16 protein-coding genes and 2 pseudogenes are annotated in these 17,661 nt (G+C 67.8%); 4 read left to right on the top strand and 14 right to left on the bottom strand.

What is annotated here, in order from left to right:
* The first annotated feature begins 123 nt into the window (after positions 1 to 123).
* Positions 124 to 1,053: a phenylacetic acid degradation operon negative regulatory protein PaaX gene (gene paaX / locus LK409_RS06295; RefSeq protein ID WP_010928143.1), complete on the top strand. Its 930-nt coding sequence runs from the start codon at positions 124 to 126 to the stop codon at positions 1,051 to 1,053.
* Here the strand turns inward: paaX and LK409_RS06290 are convergent.
* Together LK409_RS06290 and orn are read right to left on the bottom strand one after the other, a co-directional pair.
* Positions 1,025 to 1,711 carry an NAD(P)H-hydrate epimerase gene (locus LK409_RS06290; RefSeq protein ID WP_010928142.1) on the bottom strand — a complete coding sequence of 229 codons (687 nt, stop codon included), beginning with the start codon at positions 1,709 to 1,711 and terminating at the stop codon, positions 1,025 to 1,027. The two genes, paaX and LK409_RS06290, sit on opposite strands and share 29 nt — an antisense overlap.
* Before the next feature lie 33 nt (positions 1,712 to 1,744).
* Positions 1,745 to 2,290: an oligoribonuclease gene (gene orn, locus LK409_RS06285; protein ID WP_003813303.1), complete on the bottom strand. Its 546-nt coding sequence runs from the start codon at positions 2,288 to 2,290 to the stop codon at positions 1,745 to 1,747.
* Positions 2,291 to 2,334: 44 nt separating this feature from the next.
* Between orn and LK409_RS06280 the strand changes: the two genes are divergently transcribed.
* Positions 2,335 to 3,600, top strand: coding sequence for a M48 family metallopeptidase (locus tag LK409_RS06280; protein ID WP_015039491.1), 1,266 nt, complete (start codon positions 2,335 to 2,337; stop codon positions 3,598 to 3,600).
* Positions 3,597 to 4,499 (top strand): ribosome small subunit-dependent GTPase A, encoded by a 903-nt coding sequence (gene rsgA, locus LK409_RS06275; RefSeq protein WP_003813309.1) that lies wholly within the window; start codon positions 3,597 to 3,599, stop codon positions 4,497 to 4,499. The genes LK409_RS06280 and rsgA overlap by 4 nt, the downstream gene beginning before the upstream one ends.
* Positions 4,500 to 4,757: 258 nt before the next feature.
* Here rsgA and LK409_RS06270 read toward each other — a convergent pair whose 3' ends face one another.
* The 3 genes from LK409_RS06270 to rplS all read right to left on the bottom strand — a co-directional run bounded on the left by LK409_RS06270 (position 4,758) and on the right by rplS (position 7,291).
* Entirely contained in the window at positions 4,758 to 5,807 is a 1,050-nt protein-coding gene (locus tag LK409_RS06270; RefSeq protein ID WP_010930118.1) for an NADP(H)-dependent aldo-keto reductase, read from the bottom strand.
* A gap of 101 nt (positions 5,808 to 5,908) precedes the next feature.
* Positions 5,909 to 6,634 (bottom strand): CoA pyrophosphatase, encoded by a 726-nt coding sequence (locus LK409_RS06265; RefSeq protein ID WP_003813314.1) that lies wholly within the window; start codon positions 6,632 to 6,634, stop codon positions 5,909 to 5,911.
* A 276-nt stretch (positions 6,635 to 6,910) separates the two neighbouring features.
* A complete protein-coding gene (gene rplS / locus LK409_RS06260; protein WP_003813315.1) occupies positions 6,911 to 7,291 on the bottom strand; it encodes a 50S ribosomal protein L19 in 381 nt (126 codons plus the stop codon).
* Positions 7,292 to 7,598: 307 nt separating this feature from the next.
* Here rplS and LK409_RS06255 point away from each other — a divergent pair.
* Positions 7,599 to 8,460, top strand: a pseudogene (locus tag LK409_RS06255) (EamA family transporter).
* Between the two features lie 7 nt (positions 8,461 to 8,467).
* On the opposite strand, the gene LK409_RS06250 reads toward LK409_RS06255, so the two are convergent.
* The 9 genes and pseudogenes from LK409_RS06250 to LK409_RS06210 all read right to left on the bottom strand — a co-directional run bounded on the left by LK409_RS06250 (position 8,468) and on the right by LK409_RS06210 (position 17,440).
* Entirely contained in the window at positions 8,468 to 8,848 is a 381-nt protein-coding gene (locus LK409_RS06250; protein ID WP_010928139.1) for a hypothetical protein, read from the bottom strand.
* 153 nt (positions 8,849 to 9,001) lie between these two features.
* Positions 9,002 to 10,276 carry a PA0069 family radical SAM protein gene (locus LK409_RS06245; protein ID WP_041937161.1) on the bottom strand — a complete coding sequence of 425 codons (1,275 nt, stop codon included), beginning with the start codon at positions 10,274 to 10,276 and terminating at the stop codon, positions 9,002 to 9,004.
* A 189-nt stretch (positions 10,277 to 10,465) separates the two neighbouring features.
* A complete protein-coding gene (locus tag LK409_RS06240; RefSeq protein ID WP_010928137.1) occupies positions 10,466 to 11,764 on the bottom strand; it encodes a sulfate adenylyltransferase subunit 1 in 1,299 nt (432 codons plus the stop codon).
* A gap of 52 nt (positions 11,765 to 11,816) precedes the next feature.
* Positions 11,817 to 12,725 carry a sulfate adenylyltransferase subunit CysD gene (cysD, locus tag LK409_RS06235; protein WP_003813323.1) on the bottom strand — a complete coding sequence of 303 codons (909 nt, stop codon included), beginning with the start codon at positions 12,723 to 12,725 and terminating at the stop codon, positions 11,817 to 11,819.
* Between the two features lie 49 nt (positions 12,726 to 12,774).
* Positions 12,775 to 13,527 carry a phosphoadenylyl-sulfate reductase gene (locus LK409_RS06230; RefSeq protein WP_004565842.1) on the bottom strand — a complete coding sequence of 251 codons (753 nt, stop codon included), beginning with the start codon at positions 13,525 to 13,527 and terminating at the stop codon, positions 12,775 to 12,777.
* Positions 13,524 to 14,588, bottom strand: coding sequence for a sulfate/molybdate ABC transporter ATP-binding protein (locus LK409_RS06225; RefSeq protein ID WP_003821532.1), 1,065 nt, complete (start codon positions 14,586 to 14,588; stop codon positions 13,524 to 13,526). Before LK409_RS06225 ends, LK409_RS06230 begins: the two co-directional genes overlap by 4 nt.
* 24 nt (positions 14,589 to 14,612) lie before the next feature.
* Positions 14,613 to 15,512, bottom strand: a complete 900-nt coding sequence (gene cysW / locus LK409_RS06220; protein WP_010928136.1) for a sulfate ABC transporter permease subunit CysW — start codon at positions 15,510 to 15,512, stop codon at positions 14,613 to 14,615.
* Positions 15,509 to 16,390, bottom strand: coding sequence for a sulfate ABC transporter permease subunit CysT (cysT, locus tag LK409_RS06215; protein WP_010928135.1), 882 nt, complete (start codon positions 16,388 to 16,390; stop codon positions 15,509 to 15,511). Before cysT ends, cysW begins: the two co-directional genes overlap by 4 nt.
* Positions 16,391 to 16,405: 15 nt before the next feature.
* A pseudogene (locus tag LK409_RS06210) lies at positions 16,406 to 17,440 on the bottom strand (sulfate ABC transporter substrate-binding protein).
* Positions 17,441 to 17,661 lie beyond the last annotated feature (221 nt).

Genomic DNA, 17,661 nt, shown 5'->3' with positions numbered 1-17,661 from the left:
TTCCGCCGTCTCATGCATGGGATTATTTAATACAAAAAATCCATTGTCAAACCTATTTCTGTATCACATTGGATTTATGTATCATGTCATGAATCCTCGTATCCGCCCGGCCTACGCCCGCACATGGCAAGCACTCCGTCACCGCTGGACCGCTTTCTCTCCCGTCTGCTGAAAAACGATCCGCCCCGCGCCAAATCGCTGTGCGTCAGCCTGCTGGGCGACGCGCTGGCGCCGCACGGCGGCGCCATCTGGCTGGGCGACCTGATCGAGCTGCTGGCCCCTATCGGCATCAACGAACGCCTGCTGCGCACCAGCGTGTTCAGGCTGGTCGCGCAGGGCTGGCTGCAATCCGAGCGCCATGGACGGCGCAGCCTGTATCTGTTGTCGGAACACGGCCTGCGCCACACCGCGCACGCCTCGCAGCGCATCTATGACGGGCCGGCGCGCGCCTGGAACGGCGAATGGACACTGGTGGCGCTGCCGCGCGCCGGCAACAATGGCCTGGCCGAGCGGGGCGAGCTGCGCCGCGAACTGCTCTGGGAAGGGTTCGGCATGGTGGCCCCGGGCCTGTTCGCCCACCCGCAGACCGAAGCGCGCGCCGCGCACGATATCCTCGAAAAGCTGGGTATCCCCGACAAGGCCCTGGTGCTGTCGGCGCGCGACCTGGCCGGCGCCGGCGGCCTGCCGATCGCCAGCCTGGCGGGACAATGCTGGAATCTCGATGAGGTGGCGGACCAATACCGCCTGTTCTCGCGCAATTTCGGCCCGGTGGAAAAACTGCTGGATCCGCCCCCCCCCCCCGCGCAGGCCTTCGCGGTGCGGGTGCTGTTGCTGCACAACTGGCGGCGCATCGTGCTGCACGATCCGCAGCTGCCCCCCCCCATGGAACCGGACGGCTGGCCCGGCAACGCGGCCCGCGCACTGTGCCGGCGCATCTACTGGCAAGTCTTCGACGCCTCGGAACGCCACCTGGATGCCGTGGCCGGCCGCGAGAACGCGCGCTATCGGCCGGCCCAGGCCGACATCATGGGCCGCTTCGGCGGGCGGCCGTAGCCGTCGCCTGCCCGCACGGGCCGACGGCCTCGGCCAGGAAAGCCGGCGTCAAACCAAGCAGGGACAGATACTGTTCGCCGCACCAGGCCGCGGCGCCCGGTGCGCGCAGGGCGGCCGGCACGCCGATGAACGACAGGGTCCAGGTGGCCCGCACCGGGCGGCCCGGCGGATCACCCAGCGGCTGGCCACTGGCCGCGCTCAGGCCGCTGGGCACATCCAGCGCCAGCACCGGCACGCGCCAGGCGTTGACCTGGTCGATCAGCCCCTGCCATGCCCCACCCAGCGGACGGGCCAGGCCGATGCCGAACAAACCGTCGATGACCAGCGCCGGCGCATGAGCCGGCAGATCGGCGCTGGCCTGGCCGCCGGCGGCGCACCAATCTTGCCAGGCCCGGCGCGCATCGTCAGGCAGGCGCGCCGGGCCGGCGGGCATGACGACCGCGACCCGATAGCCGCGCGCCTGCAGCAGCGTGGCCGCCACCAGCACGTCGCCGCCATTGTTGCCCGGTCCGGCCAGGGCCAGCACCTGCGCGCCGGCCGGCAGGCGGGCCGCGACGAAATCGGCGGCGGCCAAGCCTGCGCGCGGCATCAGCGCCAGCCCGCGACGATGCGCCAGCCGTTCGACGGCGCGGACCTGCTCGACGCGCTCGATGTCCATGGCGCCCTGCCGTTCGATGCCGCGCCGGCCTGCTCAGACCTTGAGCAGGTGCTCGCGGTAATACTTGAGTTCGTCGATGGATTCGTAGATGTCGGCCAGCGCCTCGTGGCGGCTTTTCTTGTCGAATCCCTTGTAGACCGCGGGCGCCCAGCGCCGCGCCAGCTCCTTCAGGGTGCTGACATCCAGGTTGCGGTAATGGAAGAAGCGCTCCAGGTTGGGCATGTAGGCGTACATGAAGCGCCGGTCCTGGCTGATGGTATTGCCACACAGCGGCGACTTGCCCGCGGGCACGTGCTCGGCCAGGAATTCGAGCAGGATCTGCTCGGCCTGGGCCTCGCCCAGCGTCGATGCCTTGACCTTCTCGATCAGGCCGCTCTTGCCATGGGTGGACTTGTTCCAGTTGTCCATGGCGTCGAGCAGGCTGTCGGGCTGGTGCACCACCAGCACCGGGCCTTCGGCCACCACGGTGAGATCGGCCTCGGTCACGACCACCGCCACCTCGATGATGCGCTCTTTCTCGGGATCGAGCCCGGTCATTTCCATATCGAGCCAGACCAGGCGGTTTTCGTTCGCAGCCATATAATTTGCCTTTAAAACGCACCATTTTCGCATACCCCTGCCCCGTGACCGCACCCGTGCCCCTTTTCACGCTTTTCTTCGTTGTCCTGCTGCTGGCCGATATCGGCGTGCGCCTGTGGCTGGCCACCCGCCAGATCCGCCACGTGGCGGCCAACCGCCAGTCCGTCCCGCCCGAGTTCGCCCCGCGCATCGGGCTGCACAGCCACCAGCGCGCGGCCGACTACACCGTCGCGCGCGTGCGCCTGGGCATGCTCGAACGCGTCTACGACGCGGCCATCCTGGTGGCGCTGACGCTGCTGGGCGGCCTGCAGTTCATCGACCTGTGGCTGGGGCAGCTGACCCAGCACGACTTCCTGCGCCAATTGCTGCTGCTGGCCTGCGTGCCGCTGTTGCTGGGCCTGCTCGGCCTGCCCTTCACCCTGTGGCGGCAATTCCGCCTGGAGGGGCGCTTCGGCTTCAACCGCATGACGCCCGCCCTGTTTTTCAGCGATGCCGTCAAGGGCGTGCTGGTGGCCCTGGTCCTGGGCCTGCCGCTGGCCGCCGCCGTGCTGTGGCTGATGGCCGGCGCCGGCGCCTACTGGTGGCTGTGGGCCTGGGGCCTGTGGCTGGGCTACAACCTGCTGCTGCTGCTCATCTATCCCACCTTCATCGCGCCGCTGTTCAACAAGTTCACCCCGCTCAACGACCCCGAACTGGCCGGCCGCATCCGCCAGTTGGCGCAGCGCTGCGGCTTTGCCCTGAACGGGCTGTTCGTGATGGACGGCTCGCGCCGCTCGACCCACGGCAACGCCTACTTCACCGGGTTCGGCAAATCGCGCCGCATCGTCTTCTTCGATACCCTGCTCGCGCGCCTGAACGGCGACGAGATCGAAGCGGTGCTGGCCCACGAGCTGGGCCACTTCGCGCGCCGCCACATCATCAAGCGGCTGGCGCTCAGCTTTGCCGGCGCGCTGGTCTTCTTCGCCGCGCTGGGCTGGCTGGCCCGCCAGCCCTGGTTCTACGAAGGACTGGGCGTCCTGCCCAACCTGGGCGGACGCAACGACGCCATGGCGCTGGTGCTGTTCTTCCTGGTCGTGCCGGTGTTCACCTTCATGCTGACCCCGCTGGCCAGCTGGTACTCGCGCCGCGACGAATTCGAGGCCGACCGCTACGCCGCGGCCCAGAGTTCGCCGGATCGGCTGGTATCGGCGCTGGTCAAACTGTACGATGACAACGCCGCCACCCTGACGCCCGATCCTGTGCACTCCGCCTTCTACGACAGCCATCCTCCAGCCGCGGTACGCATCCGCCACCTGATGGCGGGCGCATGAGCAGCAACCAGGCCGAAGGCCTGATCATCGCCGCCCACGGTCGCCACTACACCGTGGAGCTGGCCGACGGCTCGCTGCGGCAGTGCTTTCCGCGCGGCAAGAAGAACGGCCCGGCCGTCGGCGACCGCGTGCGCATCACCCCGCAAGGCCGCGACGAAGGCGCCATCGAAGCCGTGCTGCCGCGGCGCAACCTGCTGTTTCGCTCCGACGAAATGCGCGTCAAGCAATTCGCCGCCAACGTCGACCAATTGCTGATCGTCGTGGCGGTCGAACCCACCTTCGCGGACGACCTGACCGGCCGCTCCCTGGCCGGCGCCTGGAGCGCCGACATCGAGCCGGTGATCGTGCTCAACAAGATAGACCTGCCCAACGGACTGGACGCCGCGCGCGCGCGCCTGGAGCCGCTGCGCCGGCTGGGCGTACCCGTCATCGAATTGAGCGCGCAGGACCACGCCATGGTGCACGAGCGCCTGGCGCCACGGCTGGCCGGGCGCACCAGCCTGCTGCTGGGCCAGAGCGGCATGGGCAAGTCCACCCTGCTCAACACGCTGGTGCCGCACGCCCAGGCCGCCACGCGCGAATATTCGGCGGCGCTGGACATGGGCCGCCACACCACCACCAGCACGCGGCTCTACCACCTGCCCGAACCCGGCGGCGACCTGATCGACTCGCCGGGCTTCCAGGCGTTCGGCCTGCAGCACCTCAACGGCGAACAGATCCTGCGCGGCTTCCCGGAATTCGCCCCACATATCGAGCACTGCCGCTTCTACAACTGCACCCATCGCCACGAGCCCGGCTGCGGCGTCCTGGCAGCGCTGCAAGCCGGCCAGATCGACGCCGGCCGCTACGCGCTGTACCTGCGCATCCTGGACGAAAACGCGGCCGCGCGCCCCTACTGAAACCCTCAGGTGCCTGTCCCCACGAGGACAGGCACCTGCTGACTTCCGGGGTGCCTGTCCCCACGAGGACAGGCACCTGCCGACTTCCGGGGTGCCTGTCCCCACGCGGACAGGCACCTGCCGACTTCCGGGGTGCCTGTCCCTACGCGGACAGGCGCCTGCCGACTTCCGGGGTGCCTGTCCCTACGCGGACAGGCACCTGCCGACTCCCGGGGTGCCTGTCCCCACGCGGACAGGCACCTGCCGACTTCCGCCCCCTTACGGCGCCGGATTGGGCTGGCGCGCGTGGATGGCCTCGATGCCTTGCAGCACCTCGTCCGACAGGGTGACCTCGACGCTCTCGATGTTTTCCTTCAACTGCGCCAGCGTGGTCGCGCCCATCAGGTTGCTGCTTACGAACGGACGCTGGTTGACCCAGGCCAGCGCCATCTGCGCCGGCGCCAGGCCGTGGTCGCGCGCCAGCATCACGTAGTCGCGCGCCGCGGCTTCGGCCTGCGGGTTGCTGTAGCGGGTAAACCGCGTGAACAGCGCGAGCCGCGAGCCCTCCGGGCGCGCCCCGTCGAGGTACTTGCCCGACAGGATACCCATGGCCAGCGGCGAGTAGGCCAGCAGCCCGACGCCTTCGCGGTGGCTGAACTCGGCCAGGCCGATCTCGAAGATGCGGTTGAGCAGGTTGTACGGGTTCTGGATCGTGGCCACCTTGGGCAGCCCGTGCTTCTCGGCTGCCTGCAGGAAACGCGCCACGCCCCACGGGGTTTCGTTGGACAGGCCGACATGGCGCACCTTGCCCGCGCGCACGAAATCCTGCAGCACCTCAAGCGTCTCTTCGATCGGTACGGTGTGGGCGTCGTCCACCCACGGGTAGGCCAGCTTGCCGAAAGTATTGGTGGTGCGATCGGGCCAGTGCAGCTGGTAGAGGTCCAGGTAATCGGTCTGCAGGCGCTTGAGGCTGGCGTCCAGCGCCTGTGTCAGGTTCTTGCGGTCGAGAAAGGTCTTGCCGTCGCGGATATGGCTGGGGCGCTTGGCGTCGCGCACCGGACCAGCCGCCTTGCTGGCCAGGACCACCTCGTGACGCCGTCCGGTCCGGGCCAGCCAGCTGCCGATGCAGCTTTCGGTGCGTCCCTGGGTTTCCGGCTTGGGCGGCACGGGATACATCTCGGCGGCGTCGACCAGGTTGATGCCGTGCGCCAGCGCATAGTCCAACTGTTCGTGAGCCTGCGCCTCGGTGTTCTGCTCGCCCCAGGTCATGGTGCCCAGGCCGATGAGGCTGACGTCGAGATCGGTGTGTCCGAGTTTGCGGTATTTCACGGCTAGATCCTGTCCAGACTGCGAGGCGCCCTGCGCCGGGATGAAAAAAGGCGCGCCACGGCGCGCCGTACTGATCGGGAATATTACTCCCGCTGGCGGGGTCAACCCGGCAGCGCCTCGCGCACCGTCTGATACAGATTGCGCAGCATGCCCGCGGTGGCGCCCCAGATGAAATAGCGCTGCCATGGCATCGCATAGTATTGGCGCACATAGCCATCGGGCAGCGCGGCGCGGTACAGCCGATGATTGGCCGGGTCCATGAGAAACGACAGCGGCACCTCGAACACCTCGGCCACTTCGAACGCATCGGGCGCCAGCTCGAAATCGGGCTGCACCAGCGAGACCACCGGCGTGATGGCAAAGCCCGTGGCGGTGAAATACTGGGGCATGCTGCCCAGCACTTCCACTTGCTGCACCGGCAGGCCGGTTTCCTCCTGGGCCTCGCGCAACGCGGCGGCCACCGGCGTGGCATCGCTGACTTCGATACGCCCGCCCGGGAAGCTGACCTGGCCGGCGTGGTCGTGCAGGTGCGCGGCGCGCTGGGTCAGCATGACGCGCACGCCATCGGCCCGCATGACCAGGGGGATCAATACCGCCGCGGCCACCAGACTGCCTTCCCGGCCGGGCGCGCGCGGCTCCGCCGCGCACAAGGGATCGAGCCGCCAGTGATCGGCCGGGCGCAGGCTGGAGCGCAGCTCGGGCGGCGTCAGCAGGCGTTCGTCCACGCGGGCCAGCCCCTGATTGGCGGTTTCCCAAGGCTGCGCCATGGGATCGAAGAGCGGACGCACTGGCGTGCGGCGTGGACGAGAAGGAGCAGAGTCAGACATGCGGCAACGAAAAAGAAACAAGGCAGCTGCAAGAGTAACCCCGCCATGCAAAAAGGCACCCGCAAGGGTGCCCTTTCAGGCGAAAAAGACGCTTCTCCAGATATCTTTTCACGATAAAAGGGCACCCTTGCGGGTGCCCTTTCACTCTGAAAAGGCATTCTTTCAGATACTTTTTCACGATAAAAGGGCACCCTTGCGGGTGCCCTTTTATCGCGGAAAGCCGTGCCAGGCACAAACGCGTCGACGTTTGCATGCCGGACACGGCCCCGGTCTCGATCAAGCCGACTTGGCTTTCTTGAGAACCAGCTTTTCCTTGATGCGTGCGGACTTGCCCGAGCGGCTGCGCAGGTAGTACAGCTTGGCGCGGCGCACGTCGCCGCGGCGCTTGACTTCGATGCCGGCGATCTGCGGCGAGTACAGCTGGAACGTACGTTCCACGGCTTCGCCCGACGAGATCTTGCGCACGATGAACGACGAGTTCAGGCCGCGGTTGCGCTTGGCGATGACCACGCCTTCGAAAGCCTGAACGCGCTTGCGGGTGCCTTCGACAACGTTGACGCTGACCACGACGGTGTCGCCGGGAGCAAATTCGGTTACGGCATTGCCGCCGGTAAGGCGTGCAATTTCCTCCTGTTCCAGGATAGCGATGAGGTTCACGAGAACTCCTTGATCATCTTGCCTTGCGGACAGTATTTGCCAGGATTTCTTGTCCGTCGCCTGTCATGCGCCACAAGTGGCGCCTGCCGCTCCGTCGGTATGGCTACCGCCGGATGCCGCAGCCAGGCAACGGCTATTGGGTTTCCGCAAGCAGAGGATGAGGTTTGGCAAACCCAGCATTCTACATCAAAAGCATGGACAGGGCTGCGGGCTGCCACCCTCCGGCCCTATTTACGTTACTCTAGCGGCACGGCCAGCCTGTATACACCAGGACCCGGCCCCGCCTTCGCGGACACATCCCAACGCAATGTCGTACACGTCCCTTATTTTGGCGGTACTGGCTGCCATGGCCCATGCGGCCTGGAATCTGCTTGCCAAGCGCGCCGCGATGGTCGGCCCCATGTTCGTCTTTGCCTATGGCCTGGCGGCAACCATACTGTATGCCCCCTGGGTGATCTGGGTGCTGGCGCACGACGGAATGGTCTGGAGCTGGCCGGTGGTGCTGTGCATCCTGGCGTCCAGTATGTTGCATCTAGGCTACAGCCTGTGCCTGCAACGCGGCTACCAGGTCGCCGATCTGTCTGTCGTATACCCGATCGCGCGCGGTACGGGCCCGCTGCTCTCGACCATGGGCGCCTTCACGCTGCTGAGCGAGCCGGCCACCACCACCGGTATTGCCGGCATGCTGTGCGTGGTCGGCGGCGTACTGCTAATTGCCACGCAAGGCCGACTGGGCATGTTCCGGCAGGCGCAGGCCTGGATTGGCGTGCGCTGGGGGGTGGTCATCGGCCTGTTCATCGCCGCCTACACCGTGGTGGACGCCTATGGCGTCAAGATGCTGCTGATCATGCCGGTGCTGTTCGACTGGTTCACCTGTGCCACCCGCACCCTGATGATGACGCCTCACGTGCTGCGCCGGCGCGCCCAATATTGGCCGGCCATGGCACCTTGCCATTGCGGTGGGCGTCCTGTCGCCTCTGGGCTACATCCTGGTGCTGTACGCGCTGCGCAATGGCGCGCCGCTCAGCCTGGTTGCCCCGGCCCGCGAAATGTCGATGATGCTGGGCACACTGGCGGGAATGTTCCTGCTACGGGAAAAAGTAGGCATAGGCCGACTGGCTGGCTGCCTGGCCATCCTGGCCGGCGTGGTGCTGCTGGGGTCGAGCTGACCCCGGCTCAGAACCCGCCAGCCGCGCCCAGCCACATCAGCGCCGGAATCATGGCGCCCCAGACCGCCACCAGCAGCACGTCGATGATCTTGGCCTTGGTGCTCAATACTTGCGCGGCGGCTTGCGTGGCCGCGCCGCTGAGTTCGGCCTGTGCGTGAAGCGCCTGGGCCTGCGCAGGCTGGACGGCCTGGGCGGACCGGAGCTGGCTGTCTGCGCAGGGCGTGCAAGGCTGCGCCTGGCCCGGCGGCGTCGGCGGAAACGGCCATTTGCGCTGCGGTACCGCCGCGCCGGCCCATGCGCGCGCCAGGCGGCGCAGCGCGCCCAAAGTGCGGCCGGGCACGGCCGTCGGCAAGGATGTTGCAGCGTCAAGCGTCGTAGCGATAGTCATGTCGACTCTCCTGGTGTTGAAGCCGGCGGGCCCCGAGGCCCCGGCTCTTCGCGGACCACGCCGCGAATGCATGTCAAACCACTGCCGCGACGGGCGCGGCCCCCTACCACTGGCAACGTCGCGGCGGCGCCAGGCGCCTGCGGCGACGCGCCGCTAAAACAAGGCCAGCTGCCCCGGCTGGGCACGCGCCTCGCGCCGGCCGCGGGCCGGCGGCAAGCCGGACTCGAGCGGCGGGACGAAACGATGCGTGTCGAGTTCGGGACGGTGGCGGTTCAGGCCCAGCTTGCGCGTGGCCAACGCAAAACGCTGGCGCAGCAAATCGGCCCAGATGCCGGTACCGCGCATGCGCGAACCAAAGGCCGTATCGTTGCGCCGGCCGTTGCGCAGATCTTCGATACGGTGCAGCACACGCTGGGCGCGATCCGGAAAATGCGCCTGCAGCCAGGTTTCGAAAACCTCTTTCACTTCCCAGGGCAGGCGCAGCACGGTGTAGCTGGCGTAGCAGGCGCCAGCCGCGCTGGCCTCCTGCAGGACGTGCTCGAGGGATTCGTCGTTGATGAACGGGATGACAGGCGCCACCAGCACACCCACCGGCACGCCGGCCTGCGCCAGAGTGCGCACCGTTTGCAGCCGGCGGTACGGCGCCGAGGCGCGCGGTTCCAGCGTGCGGGCCATGGCGGCATCCAGCGTGGTGATGCTGACGAATACCGTGACCAGCTTCTGGCGCGCCAGGTCCTGCAGCAGGTCGAGATCGCACTCGACCAGGGCGTTCTTGGTAACGACGGTAAGCGGGTGGCGGGTTTGCAGCAGCAGTTCGAGCATGCCGCGCGTCAGGCGCCAGGTACGCTCGATGGGCTGGTAGGCGTCGGTGGCCGAACCGATGTTGATGGGCGATGCGCGGTAGCCCGGACGGGCCAGCTCGGCGCGCAGCGCGGCGACCGCGTTGGCCTTGGCCACCAGCCGGGTTTCGAAGTCAAGCCCCGGCGAATAGCCCAGGTAGGCATGCGTGGGCCGCGCGTAGCAGTACACGCAGCCGTGCTCGCAGCCCCGATAGGGGTTGGCCGCCACGTCGAACGGGATGTCGGGGGAGTCGTTGCGCGAGAGCATCTTGCGGGCTTCTTCGGCCTGCACGATGGTGCGCGGGGCCGGCGCCTGGGCGCAAGTATTCGGTGACGCATCCGCGCCCTCGACGGCGATGGGGATGGCCCGCCGCCCGCCCTGCCCGAGCGCGTCGGCGACAGGAGGAAGCGCGGCTGCGTCGGAACCTGCGGTGTAGTCGGGATTGGCCCAGCCGTCGTCGACGCGGACCCGGTCGGCTTGCTGGAAGCGATGCGAAACATTAGTAACCGCACCCCGACCGCGCAAGGCGGCGGGGGCGGCAGCCGGGGACCCAAAACCGGCGGAAAAAGAATGTTCGGTGCTTGCCATGAATCTACTGCACAAAAACACAGCACTTTTGACAAGCCCCGCAGCCCTTGCGAGCCATGCATCGAATTTACCCCAAGACGGCGACGCCGTCCGGGGAAATCATTTCATCCTTTGGAAATCGCCCGGAGAACCGCGCCCAGCAAGGGTTTGGATTAAAAACAACAGCCTGGCGGGGAGTCTGGCGGCCGCCTATTCGAGCATGCCCGCGGCAGCCGTCTGGTGCGTGGCCTCGTCGATCAGGATGAACGCGCCGGTGGCCGCGATCGCGGCGTACGGATCGGTCGCCAAGGCCTCGCGCGTCAGCAGCGACACGCGGCCGATGTCGTTCATGTGCAAGGCGCCATCGGCATTGGGCACCTCCTGCAGCTCATGGATGTCGCGCCGCGTGTGCACCGCGCTGATCTTCGCCGAAGTCAGCCGCGTGCCATGCTTGAGCAGATAGCGGCGCGCGGGATTGAGCGGCTGCGCATCCAGCCAGCACAGCTGCGCGTCGAACTCGCGGCCCACGCGCGCCGGCGCCTGCGCATGCACCAGCACATCGCCGCGCGAGACATCGACATCGCGATCCAGGATCAACGTGACCGAGTCGCCACTGACCGCCTCCTGCAGTTCGCCGTCGAAGGCCAGCACCCGCTGCACGCGCGCGCGCACCCCGGACGGCTGCACCACGACCTCGTCGCCCGGACGCAGCACGCCGCTGGCCACGCGGCCGGCGTAGCCGCGAAAATCGTCGGCCCGTTCGCCGCCGTGGCGCGCCACCCATTGCACCGGTACGCGCAATGGCAGATCGCGGCCGTCTCCCGCCAGGTCCAGCCCTTCGAGCAGCGTCAGCAAGGGCTGCCCTTCGTACCAGGGCGAGTGCGGCGACAGGTTGACGACATTGTCGCCGTGCAGCGCCGACAACGGCAGGATGTGAAACGCCGGCAGCGCCAGCCGGCGCGCCAGCTCGCCATAGGCTGCGCCGATGCGCTCGAACACGGCCCGGTCCCAATCGACCAGATCCATCTTGTTGACGGCGACCACGATGTGCTTGATGCCCAGCAGGCGCGCGATGGCGCTGTGGCGCTTGGTCTGGGCCAGCAGCCGCCCGTCGGCCGCCCGCGTCGCGTCGACCAGGATGATGGCGGCATCGGCGGTGGACGCCCCGGTCACCATGTTGCGCGTGTACTGCTCGTGGCCCGGCGCGTCGGCGATGATGAACTTGCGCAAGGGCGTCGAAAAATAGCGGTAGGCCACATCGATGGTGATGCCCTGCTCGCGCTCGGCCTCCAGGCCGTCGGTCAGCAACGAGAAGTCGATGCCGTCGCCGGCCACGCGCTTGTGCTTGGCGCGCGAGATGGCGTCGAGCTGGTCGGCGAAGACGCCCTTGCTGTCGTACAGCAGTCGGCCGATCAGCGTCGACTTGCCGTCGTCGACCGAACCGGCGGTGATCAGCCGCAGCACGCCGTTGTCGGCGCCGGCCAGGAAAGAATCGTTCAAAGCGTTCATGCATGTCCCCAGTGGGCGCGCCAGGCGCGCCGGTGTTCAGGTGCGGGCCGGCTCAGAAGTAGCCTTCGCGTTTGCGGCGTTCCATCGACGCCTCGGAGGTCTGGTCGTCCATCCGGGTGGCGCCGCGCTCGGTGATGTCGGTGACCGCGGTCTCGGCGATGATGGCAGCCGGATCGGCCGCATCGGAGGCCACCGGGCAGGTGCACGAGATATCGCCCACGGTGCGAAACCGCACGGCCAGCCGCTCGACGGTTTCGCCCTCCGCCGGCGGCGTCAGGCGCGTGACCGGCACCAGCAGCCCCTTGCGCCGCACCACCTCGCGGGCATGGCTGTAGTAGATCGACGGCAGCGCCAGGCGCTCGCGCTGGATGTACTGCCACACATCCAGTTCGGTCCAGTTGGAAATCGGGAACACCCGCATGTTCTCGCCCCGGTGCACGCGGGTGTTGAACAGGTTCCAGAGTTCCGGGCGCTGGGCCTTGGGGTCCCATTGGCCGAACTCGTCGCGGAAGGAAAAGATGCGTTCCTTGGCGCGCGCCTTTTCCTCGTCGCGCCGGGCTCCGCCGATGCAGGCATCCAGCCCCAGCTCCTCGATCGCCTCCAGCAGGGTCACGGCCTGGGCGGCGTTGCGCGAGTCGGTTTCGCGCCGCAACGCCACGCTGCCGCGGGCGATCGAATCCTCGACGCTGCGCACCAGCAGCGTCTCGCCCAGTTCTGCGGCGCGGGCGTCGCGGAAGGCGATCACCTCGTCGTAGTTGTGCCCGGTGTCGATGTGCAGCAAGGGGAACGGGAACCTGCCCGGACGAAAGGCCTTCTCGGCCAGCCGCAGCAGGACGACCGAGTCCTTGCCGCCGGAAAACAGCAGCGCGGGCCGGGCGCATTCGGCCGCGACCTCGCGCAGGATGAATATCGCTTCGGATTCGAGCCAGTCGAGATGGCTGCGGGTCATGACGGCGCTCATTGGCGTTTCCTTTCTGTCTGCGTTATCGATGTCTGTAGCGATCCGGGCCTCAGGCAGGCCGGGCCGCGATCTGGATGACCCGGTTGCCGGCGTGCAGGCCGCATTCCTTCGAGTCCGACGATTCCCACCACCAACGGCCGGCCCGCACGTCCTCGCCCGGGCGGACGGCGCGCGTACAGGGTTCGCAGCCGATGGACGGGTAGCCCTGGTCGTGCAGCGGGTTGTACGGGATGCCCAGCGCGCGAATGACGCTCCACACATCGGCCTCGTTCCACGCCGCCAGCGGGTTGAACTTGTAGAGGCCGAACACGGGGTCGCGCTCCTCGTCGGGCAGCTCGCCGCGAGTGGCCGATTGCGCGCGGCGCTGCCCGGTGATCCAGGCGCCGCGCCCGGCCAGCGCGCGGCGCAAGGGCTCGACCTTGCGGATTTCGCAGCAGGCCTTGCGCAACGCCACGCTTTCATAGAAGGCGTGCATGCCGTGCGCGTCCACATGCGCCTGCACCGCGGCGGCGTCGGGCCGGTAAACCGTGATGGCGCGCCCGTAGCGCGTGGCCACCGCGTCCAGCACGCCGAGGGTCTCGGTATGCAGCCGGCCCGTATCCAGGGTGAACACCTCCAGGTCCAGCCCGCCGGCATAGATGGCGTGGGTCAGCACCATGTCTTCGGCGGCCAGCGAGGAAGCCAGCGCCGCGTCGGGATACTGCCGCGCGATGATCGCCAGGCGCGACTGCAGGTCGTGCCAGCGAGCGGCGGCGGCGGCCGTCAGGCCGGCGATGGCGGCGAGGGGACGGGCCGCCATCATGGCTGCACCGCGAAAACGCGCGCGCGGCGCGGCTGGGCCAGCAGCGCCTCGCCCTCCTTGAGGCCCAGGCTGCGGAACAGGGGTTCAGGCACCTGCGCCTCGATGATGGCCTGGTCGTCCTGGCGCGCCAGTTCGAGGTAGGCGCTGGGTCCGGCCAGGTACACGTGGTTCAGGCGCACCGGGATGCCGGGAGCGGCCGTGCCCGCGCGGGCCAGGTCGATATCGTGCGGACGCACATAGGCGATGGCGCGCTGGTTGTCGGCCTCGGGCAGGTCCGGCGCCGGCAGCGCCACCTCGCCCAGGCGCCACACGCCGCGCGTGGCATGGCCATGCAGCTGGTTGACGTCGCCCAGGAAGCCGTACACGAATGGCGTGGCCGGCCGCTCCCAGACCTCGCGCGGCGAGCCCACTTGCTCGATGCGTCCGGCGTTCATCAGGACAACGCGGTCGGCCACTTCCAGGGCTTCCTCCTGGTCGTGGGTGACGAAGACGCTGGCCACGTGCAGCTCGTCGTGCAGCCGGCGCAGCCAGCGGCGCAGCTCCTTGCGCACCTTGGCGTCCAGCGCGCCGAACGGTTCGTCCAGCAGCAGCACGCGCGGCTCGACGGCCAGGGCGCGCGCCAGGGCAATCCGCTGGCGCTGTCCGCCGGAGAGCTGGGCCGGATAGCGGTCGGCCAGCCAGTCCAGCTGCACCAGCCCCAGCAGGTCGAGCACCTTGGCGCGGATCCGCGCCTCCGAGGGGCGCTGCGAACGGTGCCGCACGCGCAGGCCGAAGGCCACGTTCTCGAACACCGTCATGTGCTTGAACAACGCGTAATGCTGGAACACGAAGCCGACCTGGCGTTGCCGCACGTCCACTTCGGTGGCATCTTCACCGGCGAACAGCACGCTGCCGGCATCGGCCGACTCCAACCCGGCGATGATGCGCAGCAGGGTGGTCTTGCCGCAGCCCGACGGCCCGAGCAGGGCCACCAGTTCGCCCGTCTCGATATGCAGCGAGACCTCGTCGAGCGCCCGGAATGCGCCGAACCGCTTGGACAGACCGCGAACTTCAATACTCATGAATCGTCTCCTGGTAAACGGCGCTCAGGCTGCCGCCGGCCGCACCGCCAGCGCGCCCGCATGCACGGGCGCCTCGGCCTGCCGCGGCGACAACCGCTGGTTGCGCCATTCGACGACCTGCTTGGCCGCCAGCGTCACCAGCGCCAGCAGGGCCAGCAGCGACGCCACGGCGAAGGCCGCCGCGAACTGGTACTCGTTGTAGAGAATCTCGACGTGCAAGGTCATCGTGTTGGTCAGGCCGCGGACCTGCCCGGACACGAGCGAGACCGCGCCGAACTCGCCCATGGCGCGGGCATTGCACAGGATGGCGCCATACAGCAGGCCCCACTTGATATTGGGCAGCGTGACGCGCCAGAAGATCTGCCAGCCGCTGGCGCCCAGCGTCAGCGCGGCCTGCTCTTCCTCGCTGCCCTGCGCCTGCATCAGCGGGATCAGCTCGCGGGCGATGAACGGGAACGTGACGAACAGCGTCGCCAGGATCACGCCGGGCACCGCATACACGATCTTCCAGTCATGGTCCTGCAACCAGGAGCCGAACCAGCCTTGCGACCCGAACAGCAGCACGAACACCATGCCGGCCACCACCGGCGAAACCGAAAATGGCAGGTCGATCAGGGTGATCAGCAACTGCTTGCCGCGAAACTGGAACTTGGTGACCGCCCAGGCCGCCGCCACGCCGAACACCAGGTTCACCGGCAGCGCGATGGCGGCCACCAGCAGGGTCAGCCGGATGGCGGACCAGGCATCGGGCTCGACGATGGCGGCCAGGTACAGCTGCCACCCCTTGCGCAGGGCCTCGGTGAACACCGCGGCCAGCGGCACCAGCAGGAACAGCGTCAGGAACGCCAGCGCCGCGCCCAGCAGCAGCGCGCGCACCCAGCGCGGCTCGGTCAGGTGGGCGGGCCGGTGATCGGCCGGGCTCATGGCTGCCTCCCGCCACGGCGCGCCTGCCAGCCCTGCAACAGATTGATGACCAGCAGCAAGGCGAACGACAGCGCCAGCATGACGGTGGCGATGGCCGCGGCGCCGGCGTAGTCGTACTGCTCCAGCTTGGAAATGATCAGCAAGGGGGTGATCTCCGAAATCATGGGCATGTTGCCGGCGATGAACACCACCGAACCGTACTCGCCGATGGCGCGCGCAAAGGCCAGCGCGAAGCCGGTCAGCAAGGCCGGCAGCAGCGCGGGCAGCAGCACGCGGCGGATGGTCTGCCAGCGGCCCGCGCCCAGGCTGGCCGCGGCCTCCTCCAATTCGCGCTCGACATCTTCCAGCACCGGCTGCACCGTGCGCACCACGAATGGCACGCCGATGAAGATCAGCGCCATCACGATGCCCAGCGGGGTGAACGCCACCTTCAGGTCGAACCAGCGCTGCAGCGGCGCGCCCAGCCAGCCGTTGGCCGAATAGAGCGCGGTCAGCGCGATGCCGGCCACGGCGGTGGGCAGCGCGAACGGCAGGTCCACCAGGGCGTCGACGAGCTTCTTTCCAGGGAAGCGGTAGCGCACCAGCACCCAGGCAACGATGGTGCCGAACACCAGGTTGACCAGCGCCGCCAGCAGCGACGCCCCGAACGTCAGGCGATACGAGGCCACCACCCTGGGCGCGGTGACCGTATCCCAGAAGCCGGCCCACCCGAGCTCCAGGCTCTTGATCGGCAGGGCCGCCAGCGGCACCAGCACCAGCACCAGCAGGCTGAGGTACAGCACGGCATACCCCATCGAGATGCCGAAGCCCGGCAATACGCCGGGGCGCTGGCGCCGCGCCGCCGTCGGCGCGGATCCGGAAGGAATGGCCAGGGACATGGTGGCTGGATCCTGCTATTTCCGCTGCGGCTGATAGACTTGGTCGAAGGTGCCGCCGTCGCTGAAGTGATCCTTCTGCGCCTTGCGCCAGCCGCCGAAGATCGGGTCGTCGATGGTCACCAGCTTCAGCTTGGGAAACCGGCTGGCGTATCTGGCCGCCACGGTCTCGTCAGTGGGCCGGTAGAAATTGCGGGCGATGATTTCCTGGGCGGCCGGCGTATACAGGTACTCGAGATAGGCCTGCGCGGCGGCGCGGGTACCCTTGCGATCGACCACCTTGTCCACCACCGCAACAGGCGGTTCGGCCAGGATGGACAGCGACGGCACCACGATGTCGAATTTGTCCGGCCCCAGCTCCTCGCGCGCCAGGAAGGCCTCGTTTTCCCAGGCCAGCAGCACGTCGCCTACGCCGCGCTCGACGAACGTGGTGGTCGAGCCGCGCGCCCCCGTATCCAGCACCGGCACATGGCTGAGCAACTGGCCCACGAATTCGCGCGCCTTGGCTTCGCTGCCCTCGTTGCGCGCCAGCGCATAGGCCCAGGCCGCCAGGTAATTCCAGCGCGCGCCGCCCGAGGTCTTGGGATTGGGCGTGATCACCTGCACGCCGTCCTTGACCAGGTCGTCCCAATCGTGGATCTGCCTGGGATTGCCCTTGCGCACCAGGAACACGATGGTCGAGGTATAGGGCGAGCTGTTGCGCGGCAGGCGTTTCTGCCAGTCCTGCGGCAACAGGCCGCGGTCGGCGATGGCGTCGATATCGTAGGCCAGCGCCAGCGTCACCACGTCGGCATCCAGGCCATCGATCACCGAACGCGCCTGGCGGCCCGAACCGCCGTGCGACTGGCGCACCGTCAGGTCCACGCCGGCGCGGGCCTGGTATTCCTTGATGAAGGCCTCGTCCACCGCCCGGTACAGCTCGCGGGTGGGGTCGTAGGAGACATTGAGCAGCGTCTGCTTGTCCTACGCCTGCACGGCCCATGGCAGACCGAGCGAGAAAACCGTCGCCAGCGCCACGATGGCGCCACGGATACCTGCTGTGTTGCGTGGCATACCTGCTTCCTTCGAGAACATCGGAATGGATGCAAGTGTGCCGGCCGCTCCTACTGAACGGAACGACTCATTTTTTGGTTGCTCATCGCCTCAGGGCATAAAGCGCGGCGTGGGTGAGGCTGTTTGCGGCCGCGCCGTCCAAGGCAAAAAAAAAGGTTCATCGCGCAATAGCGTGGAGGGGTTTGGCAAGTTTTCGTATTCTTGACGGCAGGTATTTGCCA

Source organism: Bordetella parapertussis (genome assembly GCF_020735925.1).
Classification (GTDB): Bacteria; Pseudomonadota; Gammaproteobacteria; order Burkholderiales; family Burkholderiaceae_B; genus Bordetella; species Bordetella pertussis.
Note: the sequence above shows the minus strand (reverse complement) of the source record. Positions and strands in the feature narration are given on the sequence as shown.

Bases quoted from the DNA above. Each gene is read 5' to 3' on its own strand.
- LK409_RS06230 (WP_004565842.1), bottom strand. From the start codon at position 13,527: ATGATGGCGGCCCGTCCCCTCGCCGCCATCGCCGGCCTGACGGCCGCC.
- LK409_RS06245 (WP_041937161.1), bottom strand. From the start codon at position 10,276: ATGGCAAGCACCGAACATTCTTTTTCCGCCGGTTTTGGGTCCCCGGCT.
- LK409_RS06290 (WP_010928142.1), bottom strand. From the start codon at position 1,711: ATGGACATCGAGCGCGTCGAGCAGGTCCGCGCCGTCGAACGGCTGGCG.
- paaX (WP_010928143.1), top strand. From the start codon at position 124: ATGGCAAGCACTCCGTCACCGCTGGACCGCTTTCTCTCCCGTCTGCTG.
- LK409_RS06265 (WP_003813314.1), bottom strand. From the start codon at position 6,634: ATGTCTGACTCTGCTCCTTCTCGTCCACGCCGCACGCCAGTGCGTCCG.
- cysD (WP_003813323.1), bottom strand. From the start codon at position 12,725: ATGAGCGCCGTCATGACCCGCAGCCATCTCGACTGGCTCGAATCCGAA.
- LK409_RS06240 (WP_010928137.1), bottom strand. From the start codon at position 11,764: ATGAACGCTTTGAACGATTCTTTCCTGGCCGGCGCCGACAACGGCGTG.
- LK409_RS06250 (WP_010928139.1), bottom strand. From the start codon at position 8,848: ATGACTATCGCTACGACGCTTGACGCTGCAACATCCTTGCCGACGGCC.
- orn (WP_003813303.1), bottom strand. From the start codon at position 2,290: ATGGCTGCGAACGAAAACCGCCTGGTCTGGCTCGATATGGAAATGACC.
- rsgA (WP_003813309.1), top strand. From the start codon at position 3,597: ATGAGCAGCAACCAGGCCGAAGGCCTGATCATCGCCGCCCACGGTCGC.
- cysT (WP_010928135.1), bottom strand. From the start codon at position 16,390: ATGTCCCTGGCCATTCCTTCCGGATCCGCGCCGACGGCGGCGCGGCGC.
- cysW (WP_010928136.1), bottom strand. From the start codon at position 15,512: ATGAGCCCGGCCGATCACCGGCCCGCCCACCTGACCGAGCCGCGCTGG.
- LK409_RS06225 (WP_003821532.1), bottom strand. From the start codon at position 14,588: ATGAGTATTGAAGTTCGCGGTCTGTCCAAGCGGTTCGGCGCATTCCGG.